Here is an 18,561-nt window from a genome sequence, read left to right on the forward strand (position 1 = left end):
AAAAAATGACACGCATGAAAGGACGTGACCGGCTTGACGCTTAATCAACTGATCATCGGCCTTCGGATGGAGGAGGCCGCCCGGTTGCTCAAAAATCCGCTTCATCGGAGTTACGAGATTGCGAACGAATCGGCTATACGGATCAGGATCATTTTCGGGAGAGCTTCAAGAGCTTCAAGAAGCAATACGGCGTAACTCCGACCGAATATCGCAATAAGTACCTGTAGCATTGCAGGAGGTTGGGATATGGCAGAAAAGAGAGCTCCTCCAATGATGCCTCGGATGGCGATTGGAGGAGCTCTCTTATCGCTTAGTTCAACGGCTCGCTCGACTCGTAAACGCCGAGCTGAATCAAGATGAGCTCGAAATCCCTTTTCAAAGCAGCTTTCTCCTCGGGCTCTAGGAAGGAAGCGTCTACCCCGTTCAGAATCAGCTTCGTGATTTCCGCCAACGTGAACCCGAATTTCTCGGAGATCACCCGATACTCCCGCGTAATGTCCGTACCGGATACGCCCGGGTTATCCGTATTAACCGTAAATACGATTCCTTGATCGAAATACTCCCTAATCGGATAAACGTCCCATCCGTTCACCGCTTTGGTTTGAATGTTACTTGTCGGGCAAAGCTCCAAGGGGATCTTCTGGTCTTTAATCAAATTCAACACGTTCGCGTCTTCGCGCAACCGTACGCCATGCCCAATCCGGCGAGCTCCCAGGTTAAGCACGGCTTCCTCGATGCTGTCAGGTCCCGCGGCTTCGCCTGCATGGATGGTAACCGGAATTTCGAGCTCGCGCGCTAACGCGAACACTTCCCGGAACAGAGTGGTCGGGTAAGACGATTCATCCCCCGCCAAGTCTACCGCGACCAATCCCCGTCCAATAAAGAGCGAAGCGGCTTCCACCACTTCTAAGTTCGTAGCGACGGAATGGTTCCTCATGCAGATCGCGATTGCTCTCGCTTTCACGTCGAATGCTTCTTCTCCTCGTTGTAACCCTTGTATGACGTGGGAAATGGCGTCGGCAGCGGATAATCCATTCTCGCGGTGAAGCTGCGGGGCGAAGCGGACTTCGATATATTTAATTCGATGCTCGGCGGCTTGTTCGACGACCTCGTAAGCTACCTGCTCCAACGACTCTTTCGTTTGCAGAAAAGGAAGCACGAATTCGAATTTCGTTAAATACTCCGTCAAACTCGTACAATCTTCTCCAACCTGCACGTATGGAACCAAATCCGATATGACGTTCGAAGGTAATGCGATGCCTTGGCGGTCGGCGAGCTTAAGAAGCGTGGCAGGCTTAATGCAGCCATCGAGATGTACGTGCAGATCGACCTTAGGCAACGCTGACAAAAGGTAAAATGATCCCATCCTCTACTCACTCCTTTGGAAATACTGTGTTAAATAATATAACACAAATTTACTATCTATTAAATGCTGCGATTGTTATTGTGAGGTATATGTTATGTAATTGTTTGTGTAAGTAATCGGTTGACTTCTTAAGTCGGTATTGTCCATATTTAAAAAGACGAAATCACCCTATCCCGAGACGGTAGGGAAGGAGGGTTCGATGGGCAACGGCAGTATTTTCGATGCGGATTTATTGAAGAAGGATTATTCTCCGCGCATTTATGCGTATTATTTCAAACAATGGGAAGGGTTCCATATGGCCTTTCACCAACACGATTCCACCGAGATTATGTACGTCATGCAAGGAGAATGTATAGTCGAATGGGATGCCGGAACGGACAGCCTTGCGGCGGTTAAACTCACCAAGGGCGAGTTTATTTTATTGGATGCTAACGTTCCGCATAGGCTCGTCGTCGAGCAAACCTGTCGCATGCTGAACGTCGAGTTCGGTTTCGAAGAGCATGCGGGCGGGTTTCCGTCGATAAAGCAAATCGCCGATGAGGAAGTAACCTTCCGCGAGATGGTCGCATCCCCCGTTACTTATTTGATGTTGCAAGATCCGGATGAAGTGTATCATACGTTAAAAAGCTTAGTGTTGGAGCTGGATAAACGCGGCGGCGACGGAGGGTTATTGGACAGGATGCTGTTGTCTCAGCTTTTCATTCGGATTAGCAGATTAAGGCGCGAAGCGGAAAACAACGGATGGCAGCAAGCGGAGCATTACGTGAAACAGAGCATAGAGTTTCTTCACCAGAATTACGATCGGCAAATATCGGTGAACGATATCGCCGCGCGTGTGAATTTACATCCGGGTTATTTGCAACGGATTTTCAAAAAACAAACCGGCCAAACTCTGATAGAGTATGTGACGGCCGTAAGGATGGAGAAGGCGAAGATGCTTCTTCTTCATACCGATATCCCGGTCGCGGATATTTCCGATTACGTAGGAGTGGGTAGTCGGCAGTATTTTCACGCTTTATTTAAGAAGTACACGAATTTGACTCCGATAGAATTCCGCAAATCCATGAATACTCAACGATTGATGGATTCGTAAAGTGATAATTTCTGACAGGTTGAGCTAGAGATAGTCATAATTTTGATAACGCTTCCGTCTGCAGTCTAGTTACAATGAATTCATCGATTGAATTTCATTAACAACGACTTGGAGGACTGGAATGATGGCATTTAAGCTTGCGTTCATCGGCGCGGGGAGCATCGGCTTTACTCGCGGACTGCTTCGGGATTTATTGAGCGTACCCGAATTCAAGGATATCGAGGTTGCTTTTACGGACATTAATTCGCATAATCTCGAGATGGTAACCGAACTCTGTCAACGGGATATTACGGAGAACGGATTATCGATCCGGATCCAGGCAACGACAGATCGGCGCGAGGCTTTAGCCGGAGCTAAGTACGTATTCTGCACAATACGCGTCGGAGGACTCGAAGCATTCGCGACGGACGTCGACATCCCGTTAAAATACGGAGTCGATCAATGCGTCGGCGACACGTTGTCGGCGGGCGGTATTATGTACGGACAGCGCGGGATTTCGGAAATGCTTCGAATCTGCCAAGATATCCGCGAGGTCGCGGCGGATGACGTCTTGCTGTTGAACTACGCGAATCCGATGGCGATGCTGACTTGGGCGTGCAATCAATACGGCGGCGTGCGAACGATCGGACTTTGCCATGGCGTACAGGGTGGGCATTGGCAGATCGCCGAGGCTTTCGGGTTGAAGAAAAAAGAAGTCGATATCATTTGCGCGGGCATTAACCACCAAACTTGGTATATTCAAATTCGTCATAACGGAGAAGATTTAACCGGGAAGCTGCTTGAAGCTTTCGAGAACCATCCGGATTTTAGCCGGACGGAGAAGGTTCGGATCGATATGCTGCGGAGGTTTGGTTACTACAGCACCGAGTCGAACGGTCATCTGAGCGAATATGTGCCATGGTACCGCAAACGTCCCGACGAGATCGAACAATGGATTGACCTCGGCAACTGGATTAACGGCGAGACGGGCGGGTATTTGCGCGTATGCACGGAGGGGCGTAATTGGTTCGAGACGGATTTCCCGAATTGGATGAAAGAGCCCGCGATGAAATACGCCACCGAAGAGCGGGGAGAAGAGCATGGCTCCTACATTATCGAAGGATTGGAAACCGGCCGTGTATACCGTGGACATTTCAACGTGAGGAACAACGACGTGATCGCGAACTTGCCCGAGGATGCGATTATCGAAGCGCCTGGGTACGTGGATCGCAACGGGATTTCCATGCCGCTCGTCGGGAAGTTGCCGCTTGGACCGGCCGCGGTATGCAATGTCAGCATTTCCGTACAGCGTCTGGCGGTCGAGGCGGCCGTCCATGGCGACGACAAGCTGCTTCGTCAAGCGTTCATGATGGATCCTTTGGTCGGAGCGGTGTGCAATCCGAAAGAGATTTGGCAAATGGTCGACGAGATGCTCGTCGCGCAAGAAAGCTGGTTGCCGCAGTATGGCGACGCGATCGCCGCAGCCAAGCAAAGACTCGCGTCCGGCAACCTGATCCCGACGAACGAAGGATATCGCGGCGCGGCGCGTTTGAAAGTCAAAACCGTAGAAGAGATGCAACAAGATCGCGATGCCGCCAACAAAAACGCCGGAGAATCCGACAAGGGCAAGGAGCGCACCAAGATCGGACATTAGGGAATTTTCGCGGAGCGGGGATGGATAGCGATATCACAAACTAAAGCCTCGTCTAAACAGCGAGAGGATTATGAGAACGGCGCTCACGAGCGTCGTTTTTTTTTTCTACGACTGACCAATTAACATGCAATACTTATTTTCAAGTGCTTGAAGATACTTTGCAGGGTTTCTTCTAAATCGTCGACGTTTGGTGGTTTCCTCTAATCGACGAAACCATCTTTGCCGCTCGTTTTGGAATTCGGCATAGCTTACACTTTGAAGTCGTTCAATGAGATTGCTTTGGCGGAGTGCATCATCGACGAACACAACAAACTCTCCGGAGCGGACGATATATTCGTTCCAGCTTCGGAGTCCTGTCATCCTACGGTGTCGTGTCTTCGTTTTACGAAAAAATCTTTCGTGGTCATTATTCGTACGATGAAGATAAGGGTAGTCGTAACAGGTAAACAAACCCTTCCAAAACCCTTTTGTGTAACTCTTTAAATTAGATAACATCGGATGGTCGGATTCTTTTGAGTAAGTTACATCTAGCCATTGAAGTAAGCAATGCATATGGAACCGTACGGAATCGCTGCTTTGGTCAACTGTGGGATTGAGGACGGTGGCGACATGCTGTAGAGCGTATGACCAGCGCTTTACTTCTTCATACAATGAGCGATACTCTTCAAGTTTACTGAAAATTCTAAATACGTTTTGGAGTAGAGATGGCTCTTTTTTTACTCAGGCAGCTTAGCAGCGATGCCTGTATGACTTCGGATGTTTCAAACACTCGAATGCCTGGCAAATCTAAAGGAGGGTTCCCATCTTCAAGTAGTACCGAGCGCACAGCGGCTAGATAATCCTTCGCAATTTCTGAATCCTCGGAGTTGTCTTTAACCAGCTTCCGTTCAATAGCTCGGATTCCTCGGAGACTTTTCTTGATGCCGGTTTTTAATTTCCGATCCAGTTCTACAATGGGCTTGGCAATATCCTTCAAGTAATGATACTGGCAGTACTGATAGGGCACTTCAGGAAGCAGGGATTCCATGGCAAGCCGAATAGACTGTTGTCCGTCTGTCACGATTCCGATGATTGGAAATCCAAGATCGATAACGGGTTGAATAAGACTTTTTAGTTCTTCAGTAGAACTGCTTTTGACGTTCTTGGCGACAAGAATCGTTCCGCTGAATACTTCTCGAATAACATACAGGGTTTCATTACCTTTCTCTGGCTGCACACCATCCATCGAGATCATAATTCCTTTACGTAGATCGACAACCTGCTTAAGCTGTTCTTTTACAAATTCCGTTACACTTGAACGCAATAGCGTCAGATAACGCTCATAAAGTCTTTGGGCATTTCGCTCTGATGTGGCCACACCCCGTCCAGTTAGTTCTTCCGTGATCTCAGCTATGGTCATATGATGCTTGAAACGTAGCTGACCAACTAAAGCAAGCACGTCAAAACCATATGAAGTGTGCTTCATAGCCAGTGAATCTGCTTCCACTGATTTGTAGTAGGTTTTTGGAAATGAACAGCTTGGATTTGCGCATACATAAGCCATGCTCCAAGCTTGAATGACACCATGTAAGGTGGATATATTTTTCTTCCAAGCTGTGTGACTTCGTTTCAACTTTCCACCACATTGAACACAACAAGTAACTTCTGGTTTAAAGTAAATCTTTTGTTCCGGAATGATTCGGTTCTTAGGCAATGGCATGAGAAACCTCCGTCAAAGTGAGTTCTAATTATCTTCGACAGAGGCTAATGGAAATCCTTGTTAGTTAATTCGTCAGTCGTAGTTTTTTTTGGAGTACTCGACCTCAGAAAAGTTGGCATGAAATTATGACAACATATTAAAAGAATAACGATAAATATTGTGTCATAAATAGGATTGTGGTATACCATAAATAGCGAGGATAAGCTCAGTTTCAGAGGGGGATATAAAGTAGATGAAATTTTATTTGGATACTGGTAATGTGGAAGAGATTAAACGTATCGTCAAATTGGGATTAGTGGACGGCGTAACGACGAACCCAAGCTTGATCGCCAAAGAAGGCCGGGTTTTCAAAGACGTCATTCAAGAGATTTGCGCTATCGTTAAAGGACCCGTCAGCGCGGAAGTGATCAGCCTCGACGTTGAAGGCATGCTGAAGGAAGCGCACGAGATCGCGCAATGGGCACCTAACGTCGTAATCAAGCTTCCGATGACGGAAGCCGGACTCGAAGCGACGCACCAACTGGCATCGGAAGGCATTAAGACGAACGTCACGCTGATCTTCAGCGTTGCGCAAGGTTTGCTAGCCGCGAAAGCCGGCGCGACTTTCATTAGTCCGTTCGTAGGACGCTTGGACGATATTAGCGTGGACGGCATGGCGCTGGTGAGGAATTTGCGACAAGTACTGGACCAATACGGTCTGGCATCCGAGATTATCGCCGCGAGCATTCGGAACGTCGGCCATTTCGAACAAGCTGCCTTAGCGGGCGCTCATATCGCTACCATTCCCGGAACGCTTCTCCCGGTGCTGTGGAAACATCCGTTGACGGATAGCGGAATCGAACGATTCCTGAAGGATTGGGAGAAAGTAGCTTCCATACAAGGTTGATCAATGCCGATTCGCAGCTTAACGACCGACCGCTATTCGTTCGAAAGAGTAATGAAGGAGTGAGATAGTTATCGAACTCACGGTTAGACAGTTATCGATTACCGAGATCGTCAAAAAACACGCCCCCATCACCGGCGAGCAAATCGCCGAGTGTTTGGGGATCAGCCGTCCGACCATCCGGTCGGACTTATCTGTATTAGTGATGCTCGGTTATATCGACGCCAAGCCGAAGGTGGGTTATTTTCTAGGCAAGGTTATGACCTCTACGGGACAGCAAAGCGAGAAACTCATGAATCTGAAGGTCAAAGATGTCATGAACCGACCGGTCGTCATTGTCGAGAGCGCGACGGTAAACGATGCCGTCATTTCCTTGTTCGTGGAAAATACCGGGTTTCTGACCGTTACGGACGAGCAGGGTGCGCTTACGGGCATGGTTTCTCTAAAGGATCTGCTGAAGGTCACTTTAGGCAATCCGAACGCTGCCGCCATTCCGATCAGTATGGTCATGACAAGAGTGCCTCGTCTGGTGTTCGTTACTCCCGATGACACTTTGCTGGAAGCCGCTAAGAAAATGCTGAATCATCAAGTGGTGGGCATGCCCGTCGTGAACGCTCACGGTGATCGCGGCCAACTCGAGGTCGTCGGAAGAATTACAAAAACCAATATGACGCAAGCATTGGTGGATTTGACCTCGGGGTTTATTGCTGAGTAGGGGGAAATGGGATGTCGGAGCAACGACAGAAAATCATATACGTATGTTCGGATGCCGTAGGGGAAACCGCGGAAGCCGTCGCGAGGGCGACTGCCCGACAATTCGCGACCGAGCAGGTTAAGATCAAAAGGTACGGAAACCTCAAACATGAAGACGAGATCAAGGCGATCATCCTAGAGGCGCTCTCGGCGGGCGGCTTCATTGCCTATACCCTCGTTCAACCGGAGCTTCGCGAGACGATGAGGGAAGAGACGATCCGTCTTGGTGTTCGCGCAGTCGATGTCATGGGGCCGATGATGCAAGCTTTTATCGACACGTTTAATGATTCTCCCAAATATAAGCCCGGCTTGCTGCATGAGATGGATGAAAACTATTATCGTAAAATCGAGGCGATCGAATTCGCGGTTAAGTACGATGACGGTAAAGATTCCAGGGGATTGTTGCAAGCGCAGGTCGTGCTGGTAGGCGTATCGCGAACTTCGAAAACGCCGCTAAGCATCTATTTGGCGCATAAAGGGATCAAGACGGCCAACTATCCGCTTACGATCGAGGTAAAGCCGCCTCAAGAACTGTTCGCTGCGTCCAGTAGGTTGGTCGTTGGATTGACGATGCAGCCTGAACGGCTGCTCAAGATTCGCACGGAACGCTTAAAAGCTTTGGGATTGCCGAGCCAAGCCAACTATGCTTCGATGGATCGTATTGAGAAGGAGCTCCTATTCGCTTCCGATATCATGGATCGATTGAAATGTCCGGTCATCGACGTGACCGAGAAAGCGATCGAAGAGACGGCGGGACTGATCATGGAGCTCATGACTCCTTGAAAAATAACCGCCCGCGGACAGGAAGAAACGATATCTTCCCGTCCGCGGGCGGTTTTTCCGTTCAAGACCGTTTCAACTGTTCGATGGATTGAACGTCCATATAGTTCGGAACGACGAATCCTAATTTCGTCCCGGCTAAGTTAGAACCTAAATCCTCGAATTTTCCTTTATATTTATCGTAATAGTCGATCGAAGTCGTAGGCAACCACGCAGCGACCATTGCGTCCGCATCTCCGTTCGCGATACCTGCCCACATGGGTCCGATTTCTACTTGGAGCATGTCGACCTTGTATCCGAGCTTGGACTCTAATACGGCTTTAACGACGTTCGTGCTGGCGATCTCCGAGTCCCATGCGACGTAAGCCAGCTTGAGGCGTTCGCCTGAAGCCGGAGGAACGTCCTTGATCCATTCGGCGACAATCTCTGGATTATCCACTACCCATTTCTCGGCGGCCGCTTCCGGACTTGTCCCGCCGCTGATTAGAGTCATGACTTTTTCCATATCGGACGGTTCCCAATGAAATTGTTGGAGCATCCGATACGCCGAAGGTTTATCCTTGCCAAGCCCTAGTCGGGAGATCGTATGGATTTCTTCGCTTTCCCCGAAAGACTTTTTAGGATCCTCCAAATACTTCAACTTGTATTTGACGAACATCCAGTGCGGGGTCCATCCCGTGACGATGATAGGCTCTTCGTTCTTGTAAGCCTTGTCCAATGCGGCCGTCATTGCCGTCCCCGATCCTTCCAACAAAGTCCAGCCGTCCAGACCGTAATCCTGGATAGCTTTCGCCGACGCTTTCATTAGGCCCGAACCCGGATCGATCCCGATGATGCGAAAACCGACTTGCTCGCCAACGCGATTTCCTCCGCTTTTCTCCTCATTTGAAGCGCTGCTGTATATCCAAGCTGCAACTAATACGATGACCAAGCTTCCGGCGATCCACGAGGCGCTTCTTAGCCAGCTTTTACTTTTCCGGCGATTCGGACTTACAAGCTTCTGGGACATCCGGTCCATTAAGATAGCCAGAATAACGACGGCAAGTCCAGCCTCGAAGCCCTTCCCCGTGTTGAGCTGCGTTACGGACCGGTACACGTCCGCTCCGACCCCTTGCGCGCCGATCATGGAGGCGATGACAACCATGGATAAGGAAAGCATGATCGTTTGATTGATTCCGGCCATCATGTTCGGCAGCGCCAACGGAATCTGAACTTGAAATAACTTCTGCCCCGGAGTAGAACCGAAGGCATCGGCGGCTTCGATCAGATCTTCCGGTACTTGACGGATTCCGAGATTCGTTAACCGGATAGTGGGCGCGATGGAGAAAATAACAGAAGCGATAACCCCCGGTACGACGCCTAGTCCGAAAAAGGTAACGGCCGGAATCAGATAAACGAACGCGGGCATCGTCTGCATGAAATCGAGCAACGGAGTTAACGTATTCTGAACGCTTCGCGATCTAGCGCATGCGATTCCAAGCGGAAGACCAAGGACGAGAGAAACGAGCGAAGCGGTTAGCACGAGAGCGGTCGTATCCATCGTAGGAGACCAGAATCCCAAGTTCCAGATGAGCAGAAGACCGATTAACGCGAACAAAGCTAACGTCCAGCGTCCTAACCGGTAAGCCAGCAAGGTAAGAAGCGCGATAATGATCCATGCGGGCAACAGATGCAGAAGGGAGGAGAAGGCGTTAACCGTCCCGCCTATGATGGCGGATAGAAGATCGAACAGAAAGCTGAAATTCGTGCCAAGCCATTCGACGATCGTTTCCACCCATCGATCGAGAGGAATCTTATGCATGCGGAGGCCCTCCAGTCACGTTGTCGTCGGAGTTGCCGGACAGGGCGGACAGGACGGCTCCTCTTACGATAATGCCGAGCAACCGTCCGTTATCGCTTACGACCGCAGCGGGGATACGGCTGCTTCCGACGATCTCGAACAGCTCATTTAAATGCTGATCGGGACGGAAAGTCGGAACGTCTTGGATCGCGATATCCATTAAAGTTTGTCCGCTTTTGATCGCAGCTGCGGCGTCTTCCGCCGTTATGACTCCGATAAGCTTCTTCGCTCTATCGACAAGATAGAGATTGGAAACTCCGCTATCTCGCATGAGCTGCAACGCTACCCTAGGGCCGCGATCGGGGCTGATCGTCTCGGGTCTGCGCATGACATGGGAAGCCGTCAGCACTTTGGACAGATCGACGTCTTCCACGAAACGTTCGACGAATTTATTGGCCGGATTGATCATGATTTCTTCCGGCGTGCCGATCTGCACGACCGATCCGTCGCGCATGAGAGCTACCCGATCTCCGATCCGGAGCGCTTCATCCAGGTCGTGCGTGATGAAAATAATCGTTTTCTTCATATTATGTTGAAGCTCGAGCAGTTCGTCTTGCATATCCTTGCGAATAAGCGGGTCCAAGGCGCTGAACGCCTCGTCCATCAGAAGAATATCCGGCTCGTTGGCAAGCGCCCGGGCAAGCCCGACCCGCTGCTGCATGCCTCCGCTAAGCTGATCGGGATAACGGGATTCCAGCCCTTCCAGCCCGACAAGCTTAAGAGAACTCATCGCTTTCTCGAGTCGGGTTTGCTTTTCCGTTCCTCTGACTTCCAAACCGTATTCGACGTTCTCGATCACGGTCTTGTGGGGGAAGAGCGCGAACTTCTGAAACACCATAGCCATGCTCCGGCGCCGGACTTCCCGAAGCTGCTGCGCGTTCAAGGTGACGATATCTTTGCCGTGGATCAATACGCTGCCGCTTGTCGGCTCGATCAAACGATTTAATAGCCGAACCAAAGTCGACTTTCCGCTTCCGGAGAGTCCCATGATCACGAAGATTTCGCCTTCCTCGATGCGAAAGCTAACGCGATTGACGCCGACCGTCATTTTCGTTTTTTCGAATATCGCTTTTTTGCTAAGACCTTGGCCGAGGAGTTCTAGAGCCTTCTCCGGCTCGGCTCCGAAGATTTTCGTTAGTTCCTTTACCTCTACAATGGGCATAATACCTCCGCGTACGTAACGATCTGGTCGTTGCTAGTTGGAGTTAGAATAAGCATTCTAAGGTAAAAATACACATGGGTTTAGACGAGCCAGGCAAGCAACGACGAACAAAGCCTGGGTCAACCGAAGGATGCGATATCCCATGGTTCACTCAGGCTTTGTTCGTTTGAATTGCGTTTCGGTTTAGTAGACCGCTTATTGATCGATTAATTGGCGAATCATCTGTTGTTTGCGTTGGGAGCAGGATAGGCGTTTGGAAGTATCTCCGAAGAAAATATGGTGCTCACCGATGACTGAAATGTTCCGAACGTTCACATAACAATCCGATGAAACGCGGAAAAACGTGGTGGAATCCGCAATCAGGCGGTTTCTTTCGTCGGCGGACATTCTCTTTTTGATGTTGTAATTCCGTCCGTGAAAGCTGATTAATCCATGTGCTCCTACTTTGAAGAACAACGTGTCTTGTCGAGCGTCAAAATCCTCATACACATTTTTCTCCTGCAGTGCTGCATTCATCGTTCCAATTCCCCCTTAGAATGATGTTGCTTGGTAGCGCTTTCAGTATAGCATAGATTTTTACGTTTTGGGTAACTTTCCTAAAAAAATTATAATAAGTCACAACAAAAAATTTAGCCCCGAAGAAACGATCGAATTTCCGATGTTCCTTCGAGGCTATCTGTTTCTAATGTAGACGAACGCGGATAACGTTCCAAGAAGCTTTTCCTAGCGTTGCGTTGATTTTGGAGCCGTCAGCCGTAGCATTGCCGGTCATTTTCGGCGTAACGCGGTTAGGCTCGCTTGCGGTGTTCGTCGCCTTGAGATTGTCGTTCTGGAGGACGATGTGCTCCAGAATATCGCAAGCGCCAAAGCTGCGCAGATCGACCTCTAACGGAAGGGAGTTCGTCAAATCGCGGTTTACGGCGAATATCGTTACTTCCATCGCTTGTTCGTCGTATACGGCGATCGATTCCAAATAAGGAATGTCCGTGATGTCTTTCGTATCGTATTTCGGAGATTGCACGAGCGGAACGAGCGCTTGGCCGCGACCGTACACGGATGCGTGCATGTAAGGATAGAAGATCGTCTGGGCCCAAGCTTGGCCGCCGTTCTCCGTCATGATCGGAGCGATGACGTTGACGAGTTGGGCCAAGCAAGCCATCCTCACGCGATCGGAGTTTTTCAACAATGCGATCAGCAAGCAACCGACGACAAGCGCATCTTCCATCGTATAGACGTCTTCCAATTGAGGGGGCGCGATTTGCCAAGGTTCGATTTTCTTGTCCGCATCGTTGGAATGAAACCAGACGTTCCATTCATCGAAGCTGAGCTGCATCTTTTTGTTGCTGCGCTTCTTAGCTTTCATGTAGTCGCAAGTGGCCACTACGCTGCGGATGAAATCTTCCATCTCGAGCGATCGTCCAAGGAAGGTCGCGGTGTCGTTATCGTGATTACCGTAATAGCTGTGCAAGGATAAGAATTCCACATGCTCGTAAGTATGATCGAGTACGGTTGCTTCCCACTCCGGGTACGTAGCCATTCCTTTGCCGGAGCTGCCGCAAGCGACGAGTTCGATGGAAGGATCGACCCATTTCATGACTTTCGCCGATTCGGCCGCGACTCTGCCGTATTCGACCGCCGTTTTCGCGCCGATCTGCCAAGGACCGTCCATTTCGTTGCCGAGGCACCATGTCTTGATCGCGTGAGGTTGGCGATAACCGTGACTAATCCTCAAGTCGCTCCAATAAGATCCGGAGACATGATTCGCGTATTCGACGATATTGCGAGCTTCGTCGACGCCATGCGTTCCTAGATTAATCGCCCACATGACGTTGGTACCCGCTGTCCGAGACCACTCCACGAATTCGTTCAAGCCGAATTGGTTCGGTTCCACCGTTCTCCAGGCCAGCTCAAGCCGGCTTGGGCGTTGGTCTTTAGGACCGATCCCATCCTTCCAATCGTAGCCGGATACGAAGTTTCCTCCCGGATATCGGATGATCGGCACGCGAAGCGTTTGAATGAGGGAGAGGACGTCTTTGCGGAATCCGCGTTCGTCGGCGGCAGGGTGTCCCGGTTCGTAGATGCCGCCGTATACGGCGCGACCGAGATGCTCGATGAATGAACCGTAAATGCGGTCGTCAATCCGGGAGATGACGAAGTCTTTGTCGACGATCATTTTAGCCTGATGGGACATGAATATCTCTCCTTGAAATAATATAATTATTAATCAATAAACTAAAACAACTGTTCAAAACCTATTTAACAAGAACAATCGGAATTTTGCAATAGCCTTTTAATAATTTCATTTGATCTTTGAAGGATTTATATTTATATTAATTTAAGGCGATAGGATTGTGGATATGAACGAATATGGTCCGTCACGAAGGGGAGTTCCTCGATGATTAGAGCGAATACCGACCGTAAGTGGCTTCCCTTATACGAGGCGCTCGCAAGCGAAGTGCGGCTTCGGATATTGGAGCTGCTGGCGGAGAAATCGATGAACTTGAAGGAAATCGCCGAGCGGCTTGAGCTGAGCAGCGCGATTCTAACGATGCATGTCCGCAAGCTCGAGCTAGCGGGCTTGATCGATACGAATATGGTTCGCAAGGAAGGCGGCACGCACAAGATTTGTTCTTTGGCGGAGACAAGCGTCGAGATCGTGCTTCCTCAGGCAGGGGTAACGGAAAGAACGTTTTATGAGCAGCATATTCCCGTAGGGCATTATACCTCCTTCGAGGTTTACCCGACATGCGGTCTGGCAACGCGCGAGAAGCTGGTCGGTCAATATGACGATCCTCGTTATTTTCTAGATCCGGAAAGAGTGAACGCCGCCATCATTTGGTTCGGTAAAGGTTACGTGGAATATAAGATGCCGAACTATTTGTTGCCTAGCCAAGAGCCGGAAGAATTGGAGATTTCGCTGGAGCTTGCGTCGGAAGCGCCCGGAGCGAACGACCAGTGGCCGTCGGACATCCGTTTCTACCTTAACGATATTCGGTTAGGGGAGTGGACGAGCCCGGGAGATTACGGTGCGCACGCCAGAGGCCGTTTTACTCCGGAATGGTGGACGATCCCTCTAAATCAATACGGACTGTGGAAGGTGCTTCGGGTGAACCGGCAAGGCACTTACATGGACGGGCAGAAAATCTCGGACACTACGTTAGACGATCTGCGACTGGAAAAGCACTTCTGGACGCTGCGATTCGCGGTCGAGGACGATGCGACCCATGTGGGCGGATTAACTTTGTACGGATCGGGTTTCGGCAACTATAATCAAGATATTCAAATCCGCGTGTATTACAGTCAGAGGAGATAACAGGCATGATTAACCGTAAAATCACCCCCTCGGAGGGCGGCAAGAGACTGCATCGCTTCCTCAGAAATCTAATGCCCAACATTCCATTGGGACAAATATACAAAATGATCGATTCCGGCAAAGTAAAAGTGAACGGGAAGAGAAAAAAACAGGACTACGAGCTGGTTGCCGGAGACGAATTGGTTTTGTACGTAGAGGAAGCGGCTTATCAAGAAGCGAGTATCGGCCAGAAGAAGGCGAAGTACGTCGGGGTGAACGCCAACGTAGACGTCTTGTACGAAGACGCCGAACTCATGGTCGTCATGAAGCCGGTCGGCATGCTGACGCATCCCGATCAAGCGGATCAGAAGGATACGCTCGTGAACCGGGTTCATGCTTATTTGTACCGTAAAGGCGAGTTGGATAGCCCGCTCTTCATGCCCGCTACGGCAAATCGACTGGATCGCAATACGAGCGGCATCGTACTCGTCGGGAAGACCGCGGGTATGCTGCACCAATTAAACCAATGGATTCAGAAGCATGAGCTGCAAAAATACTACGTAACGATCGTCGAAGGCAAGCTTACGGGTGAAGGCACGCTTTCAGGCGATCTTATTCGCGACGAGAAGAAAAACCGTACGCACGTCGTCGGAGACAAAACGGATGTCGAGAAGCATGGCGGAGCGGAGCAAGTGAAGTCGGCGGAGACGCGCTATCGCGTCCTTCAGACCGGCAACGCTTATTCGTTCGTCGAGATCGAATTGATCAGCGGCCGGACGCATCAGATCCGCACCCATTTTCAAGATATCGGGCATTCTCTTCTCGGGGATATCAAATACGGCGGCAAAAGATACGGAGACGTCAACCATCAGCTTCTGCACGCATGGCGAATCGTCCTTCCGGACGGGCGGGAGTTCAAGGCGCCTCTCCCGGCGCAAATGCGAACGGTTGCCGATCGGGTAGGGCTCAATCCGAATTTCTAAATGCGGGGACGGTGGACGAGGATAATGAAAAGCTACGTAGATCATCTCGCAGCGTGGTTTAGGCAACATGCGGACCCGGGAAAAGCGAAGCCGATGGAAAACTATATGCGTAACCAGTATCCGTTCCTCGGCTTGAAGACGCCGGAGCGTACGAGCTTGACGAAACAATTCTGGGCGGAATATGGAATACCTGCCGGAGAAGAGCTCCTTGCAGTTGTACTGCAATTGTGGCAATTGCCTGAACGGGAGTTTCAGAACGTGGCGATGGCTTTCTTAGAGAAGTATGGTAAGCAGTCGAAGAGGGATGACATCGATGTGTTCGAAACCCTCGTGACAACGAAATCGTGGTGGGATACGGTCGATTATTTGGCTTCCCATACGATGGGCGACCACCTGATGAGGTATCCGGAATTAATTCCGGAATATACGGAACGATGGATGAAGTCGGACGATTTCTGGTTACGTCGAACCGCGATCTTGTATCAATTGAGATACAGGGAGCGAACCGATGCGGAAAAGCTCTTCGAATATATTAGACAATGTAAAGACGACAACGAGTTTTTTATCCGCAAGGCGATCGGATGGGCTCTTCGAGAGTATTCGAAAACCGATGAAGCGTCGGTGCGTCGTTTTGTTGCGGAAACTTCGCTTTCGCCATTAAGCACAAGGGAAGCGTTAAAGTTCGTATCTCGACGAAATGACACAACTTATTCACAGCAATCCGAAAGTACCGTTGGTATGATATAGCTATACAAGCCATATCGGGGGTTGCAGCATGTTGAATACGCCTATCGGTCGGTTGCGCTTTATCGGTACCGTCGAAGCTATCTCGTTCTTGGTCTTATTGTTAATCGCGATGCCGCTTAAATATTGGGGCGATATTCCGGAAGTCGTTACATACGTGGGTATGGCGCATGGGGTTTTGTTCGTCTTGTATTTATTAGCGATTCTCAACGCCTTGATCGTGCGGAAGCTGTCTTTCTTAATGTCCGTAGTAGCGGTAATTGCCGCGTTTATTCCGCTCGGACCTTTTTTCGTCGATCGTAAGATTCGTTGAGTCATGCTTGGGATTCAAGTAACAGAATGATAAAGTGCAAACCGAGAAATCACAAACCGACAAATCACAAACCGACAAATCACAAACGGACAAATCACAAATAAAGCCGCAAGCCTCGGACGGAATCGGTCGTTGGTTTGCGGCTTTTTATTCATAAAAAATTGAATAAATGGTCATGATTTTAGGGGCGTAGTTATGCCTCTTTCCGATTTCGTTGCACCAGTCTGGCATTTCCGATCATCAAGCAAGCTATACACGCGAAGACAATAAGAATCATACCGATTTCGAATACGAGACCCAACGATTCGCTTAGTCGCGATTGAAGATCGGACAGGACAGCACCGGTTAGAGCGCCGCGAGTTTCCGCATCCAGTAATAGTCGTTGATCGACGAAACCACCTGATGCCCCCGCCGATTGTATGTCCATTCTGATCGCTAATATACTTCCGAACACGCTAACTCCGATCGTGCCGCCGATCGAACGAAAAAATTGGGATGAAGAAGTAGCGGTCCCACGATCCGCGATATCGACAGCACTTTGCGCGGCCGTACCGAGAGTCGGATAAACCGCGCCCATGCCAAGACCGGTGACGACCATATAGGCTATGGCTTCTATCTCGCTCGTATCCGCGTTCATCCGGCTTAGGAAATAAAAACCGACTCCCATTAAAAGCAAGCTTGGGACGAGTATCGCCCGGTATGACACCTTGGCAAGTAATCTCCCTCCTATCGTCGTCGTTACAACAACGGATAACAGGAGTGGCGTTAGAATAAATCCGGCGAGCGTCGGATTAACCCCGATAACGCCTTGAACGAATAACGGAATATACACGATAGCGCCGAACATCGCCGCGCTCATGAAGAATCCCGCAATATTTCCGTAAGCGATAACTCGGATCTTAAACAACCGAAGCGGAATAAACGGGTCCTTGGCTTTCGTTTCAATCCATGAGAAGAAGATCAATAACATAGAGCCTGCTCCGAGCAAGATGAGAATAATCGAGGAGTCCCATGAATAGTGGCTTCTCGATCCTTGATCGTTTCCGATCAAGATAAGAGCAAGCAGGATGGACACGATCGCTCCGGTAAACGATGCAGCCCCAAGCCAATCTATCGAACGGTTTTCTCCGTTTCTGCTCTCTCTAAGCGAGACATAGATGAAAAGGAATGCAGCTATTCCAAGGGGAAGATTAATTAGGAATATCCATCCCCAGCCCCAATGTTCCGCGATCGCTCCACCGAGGGTCGGTCCCAATAAACTGGAAACCGCGAATACTGTACCGAATAGCCCCATGAACTTTCCCCGTTTCTCGGGAGGATACACATCACCGATAATCGTGAAGGCGATCGGCATAAGCGCTCCCGCCCCGAGACCATGAATCGCCCGGTAAACGATAAACTGCTCCATGCTGCCCGCTACTCCGCACAAAACCGAGCCGATCAGGAATAACGTCAGCCCGATTAGATAAACCTTTTTCCTTCCGAATAAATCCGCAAGCTTGCCATAGATGGGCATGGCCGTTGTCGAGACAAGCATATAAATAGAGAATCCCCAACTGTACAAGGTCATGCCGTCTAATTGATTAACTATGGTCGGCATGGCGGACGATACGATCGTTTGATCCAATGAGGACATAATCAATCCCAAGATAAGACCGATCGTAATGAATAATGCCTTTCGACTCTCATTTAACATTTAATATTCTCCCATTAACAAATTCATGAGATGCGCATCTTCATTTTCTGCCCGCGGAAGCAGCAGTAAAAATATAACGAATAATTTGAATAAAAAATAGACTTATTCTTTCCGATCAGTTATTCTATAGCTAGAGAATGCCCCGAGCGAAATCAGTACACATAAGCCGCAAGCCATCGACCGAATAGGTCTAAGGCTTACGGCTTTTTATTCATAAAAAATTGAACAACCGGTCATGATTTTAGGAGCGGACAGTCTTCTTGCGCAGCCTAAAAGGCGATATTGGGAGAGCGAATCGGCCCTCCATTTGTTTTCCGTTCATAT

Annotated in this window: 17 protein-coding genes; 10 read left to right on the top strand and 7 right to left on the bottom strand. The window is 49.6% G+C overall.

The window, feature by feature from the left end; translation table 11 throughout:
- The first annotated feature begins 33 nt into the window (after positions 1-33).
- Positions 34-195, top strand: coding sequence for a hypothetical protein (locus HH215_RS02605; RefSeq protein ID WP_169278481.1), 162 nt, complete (start codon positions 34-36; stop codon positions 193-195).
- 115 nt (positions 196-310) lie between these two features.
- Here the strand turns inward: HH215_RS02605 and add are convergent, their stop codons facing one another.
- Positions 311-1,366, bottom strand: a complete 1,056-nt coding sequence (gene add / locus HH215_RS02610) for an adenosine deaminase (protein ID WP_169278482.1) — start codon at positions 1,364-1,366, stop codon at positions 311-313.
- A 199-nt stretch (positions 1,367-1,565) separates the two neighbouring features.
- Between add and HH215_RS02615 the strand changes: the two genes are divergently transcribed.
- Together HH215_RS02615 and HH215_RS02620 are read left to right on the top strand one after the other, a co-directional pair.
- Complete coding sequence (locus HH215_RS02615; protein WP_169278483.1) at positions 1,566-2,459, top strand: AraC family transcriptional regulator; 894 nt, start codon at positions 1,566-1,568, stop codon at positions 2,457-2,459.
- 124 nt (positions 2,460-2,583) lie between these two features.
- On the top strand, positions 2,584-4,092 hold the full coding sequence (locus HH215_RS02620; protein ID WP_169284189.1) for an alpha-glucosidase/alpha-galactosidase: 1,509 nt from the start codon (positions 2,584-2,586) through the stop codon (positions 4,090-4,092).
- Between the two features lie 682 nt (positions 4,093-4,774).
- On the opposite strand, the gene HH215_RS02625 is transcribed toward HH215_RS02620, so the two are convergent.
- Positions 4,775-5,791, bottom strand: a complete 1,017-nt coding sequence (locus HH215_RS02625; protein WP_169278269.1) for a transposase — start codon at positions 5,789-5,791, stop codon at positions 4,775-4,777.
- Positions 5,792-6,023: 232 nt separating this feature from the next.
- Between HH215_RS02625 and fsa the strand changes: the two genes are divergently transcribed.
- The 3 genes from fsa to HH215_RS02640 all read left to right on the top strand — a co-directional run bounded on the left by fsa (position 6,024) and on the right by HH215_RS02640 (position 8,210).
- Positions 6,024-6,677, top strand: a complete 654-nt coding sequence (gene fsa / locus HH215_RS02630) for a fructose-6-phosphate aldolase (RefSeq protein ID WP_169278484.1) — start codon at positions 6,024-6,026, stop codon at positions 6,675-6,677.
- A gap of 97 nt (positions 6,678-6,774) precedes the next feature.
- Positions 6,775-7,389 (top strand): helix-turn-helix transcriptional regulator, encoded by a 615-nt coding sequence (locus HH215_RS02635; RefSeq protein WP_310735609.1) that lies wholly within the window; start codon positions 6,775-6,777, stop codon positions 7,387-7,389.
- An 11-nt stretch (positions 7,390-7,400) separates the two neighbouring features.
- Positions 7,401-8,210 (top strand): pyruvate, water dikinase regulatory protein, encoded by an 810-nt coding sequence (locus HH215_RS02640; protein ID WP_169278485.1) that lies wholly within the window; start codon positions 7,401-7,403, stop codon positions 8,208-8,210.
- A gap of 61 nt (positions 8,211-8,271) precedes the next feature.
- Here the strand turns inward: HH215_RS02640 and HH215_RS02645 are convergent, their stop codons facing one another.
- The 4 genes from HH215_RS02645 to arfA all read right to left on the bottom strand — a co-directional run bounded on the left by HH215_RS02645 (position 8,272) and on the right by arfA (position 13,400).
- Positions 8,272-10,008: a glycine betaine ABC transporter substrate-binding protein gene (locus tag HH215_RS02645; RefSeq protein ID WP_169278486.1), complete on the bottom strand. Its 1,737-nt coding sequence runs from the start codon at positions 10,006-10,008 to the stop codon at positions 8,272-8,274.
- Complete coding sequence (locus HH215_RS02650) at positions 10,001-11,209, bottom strand: quaternary amine ABC transporter ATP-binding protein (protein ID WP_169278487.1); 1,209 nt, start codon at positions 11,207-11,209, stop codon at positions 10,001-10,003. The genes HH215_RS02645 and HH215_RS02650 overlap by 8 nt, the downstream gene beginning before the upstream one ends.
- Before the next feature lie 195 nt (positions 11,210-11,404).
- On the bottom strand, positions 11,405-11,725 hold the full coding sequence (locus HH215_RS02655; protein ID WP_169278488.1) for a hypothetical protein: 321 nt from the start codon (positions 11,723-11,725) through the stop codon (positions 11,405-11,407).
- 166 nt (positions 11,726-11,891) lie between these two features.
- Positions 11,892-13,400 carry an arabinosylfuranosidase ArfA gene (arfA, locus tag HH215_RS02660; protein ID WP_169278489.1) on the bottom strand — a complete coding sequence of 503 codons (1,509 nt, stop codon included), beginning with the start codon at positions 13,398-13,400 and terminating at the stop codon, positions 11,892-11,894.
- Positions 13,401-13,604: 204 nt separating this feature from the next.
- Here arfA and HH215_RS02665 point away from each other — a divergent pair, with 204 nt between their 5' ends.
- The 4 genes from HH215_RS02665 to HH215_RS02680 are packed head-to-tail and all read left to right on the top strand — an operon-like array spanning position 13,605 to position 16,541.
- Positions 13,605-14,522: an ArsR/SmtB family transcription factor gene (locus HH215_RS02665; protein WP_169278490.1), complete on the top strand. Its 918-nt coding sequence runs from the start codon at positions 13,605-13,607 to the stop codon at positions 14,520-14,522.
- Positions 14,523-14,527: 5 nt separating this feature from the next.
- Complete coding sequence (locus tag HH215_RS02670) at positions 14,528-15,484, top strand: RluA family pseudouridine synthase (RefSeq protein WP_169278491.1); 957 nt, start codon at positions 14,528-14,530, stop codon at positions 15,482-15,484.
- Positions 15,485-15,508: 24 nt separating this feature from the next.
- On the top strand, positions 15,509-16,231 hold the full coding sequence (locus tag HH215_RS02675; RefSeq protein WP_169278492.1) for a DNA alkylation repair protein: 723 nt from the start codon (positions 15,509-15,511) through the stop codon (positions 16,229-16,231).
- A gap of 28 nt (positions 16,232-16,259) precedes the next feature.
- A complete protein-coding gene (locus tag HH215_RS02680) occupies positions 16,260-16,541 on the top strand; it encodes a DUF3817 domain-containing protein (protein WP_169278493.1) in 282 nt (93 codons plus the stop codon).
- A gap of 193 nt (positions 16,542-16,734) precedes the next feature.
- Here HH215_RS02680 and HH215_RS02685 read toward each other — a convergent pair whose 3' ends face one another.
- A complete protein-coding gene (locus tag HH215_RS02685) occupies positions 16,735-18,237 on the bottom strand; it encodes an MDR family MFS transporter (RefSeq protein ID WP_169278494.1) in 1,503 nt (500 codons plus the stop codon).
- Positions 18,238-18,561: the final 324 nt, after the last annotated feature.

The organism is Cohnella herbarum (assembly GCF_012849095.1).
Classification (GTDB): Bacteria; Bacillota; Bacilli; order Paenibacillales; family Paenibacillaceae; genus Cohnella; species Cohnella herbarum.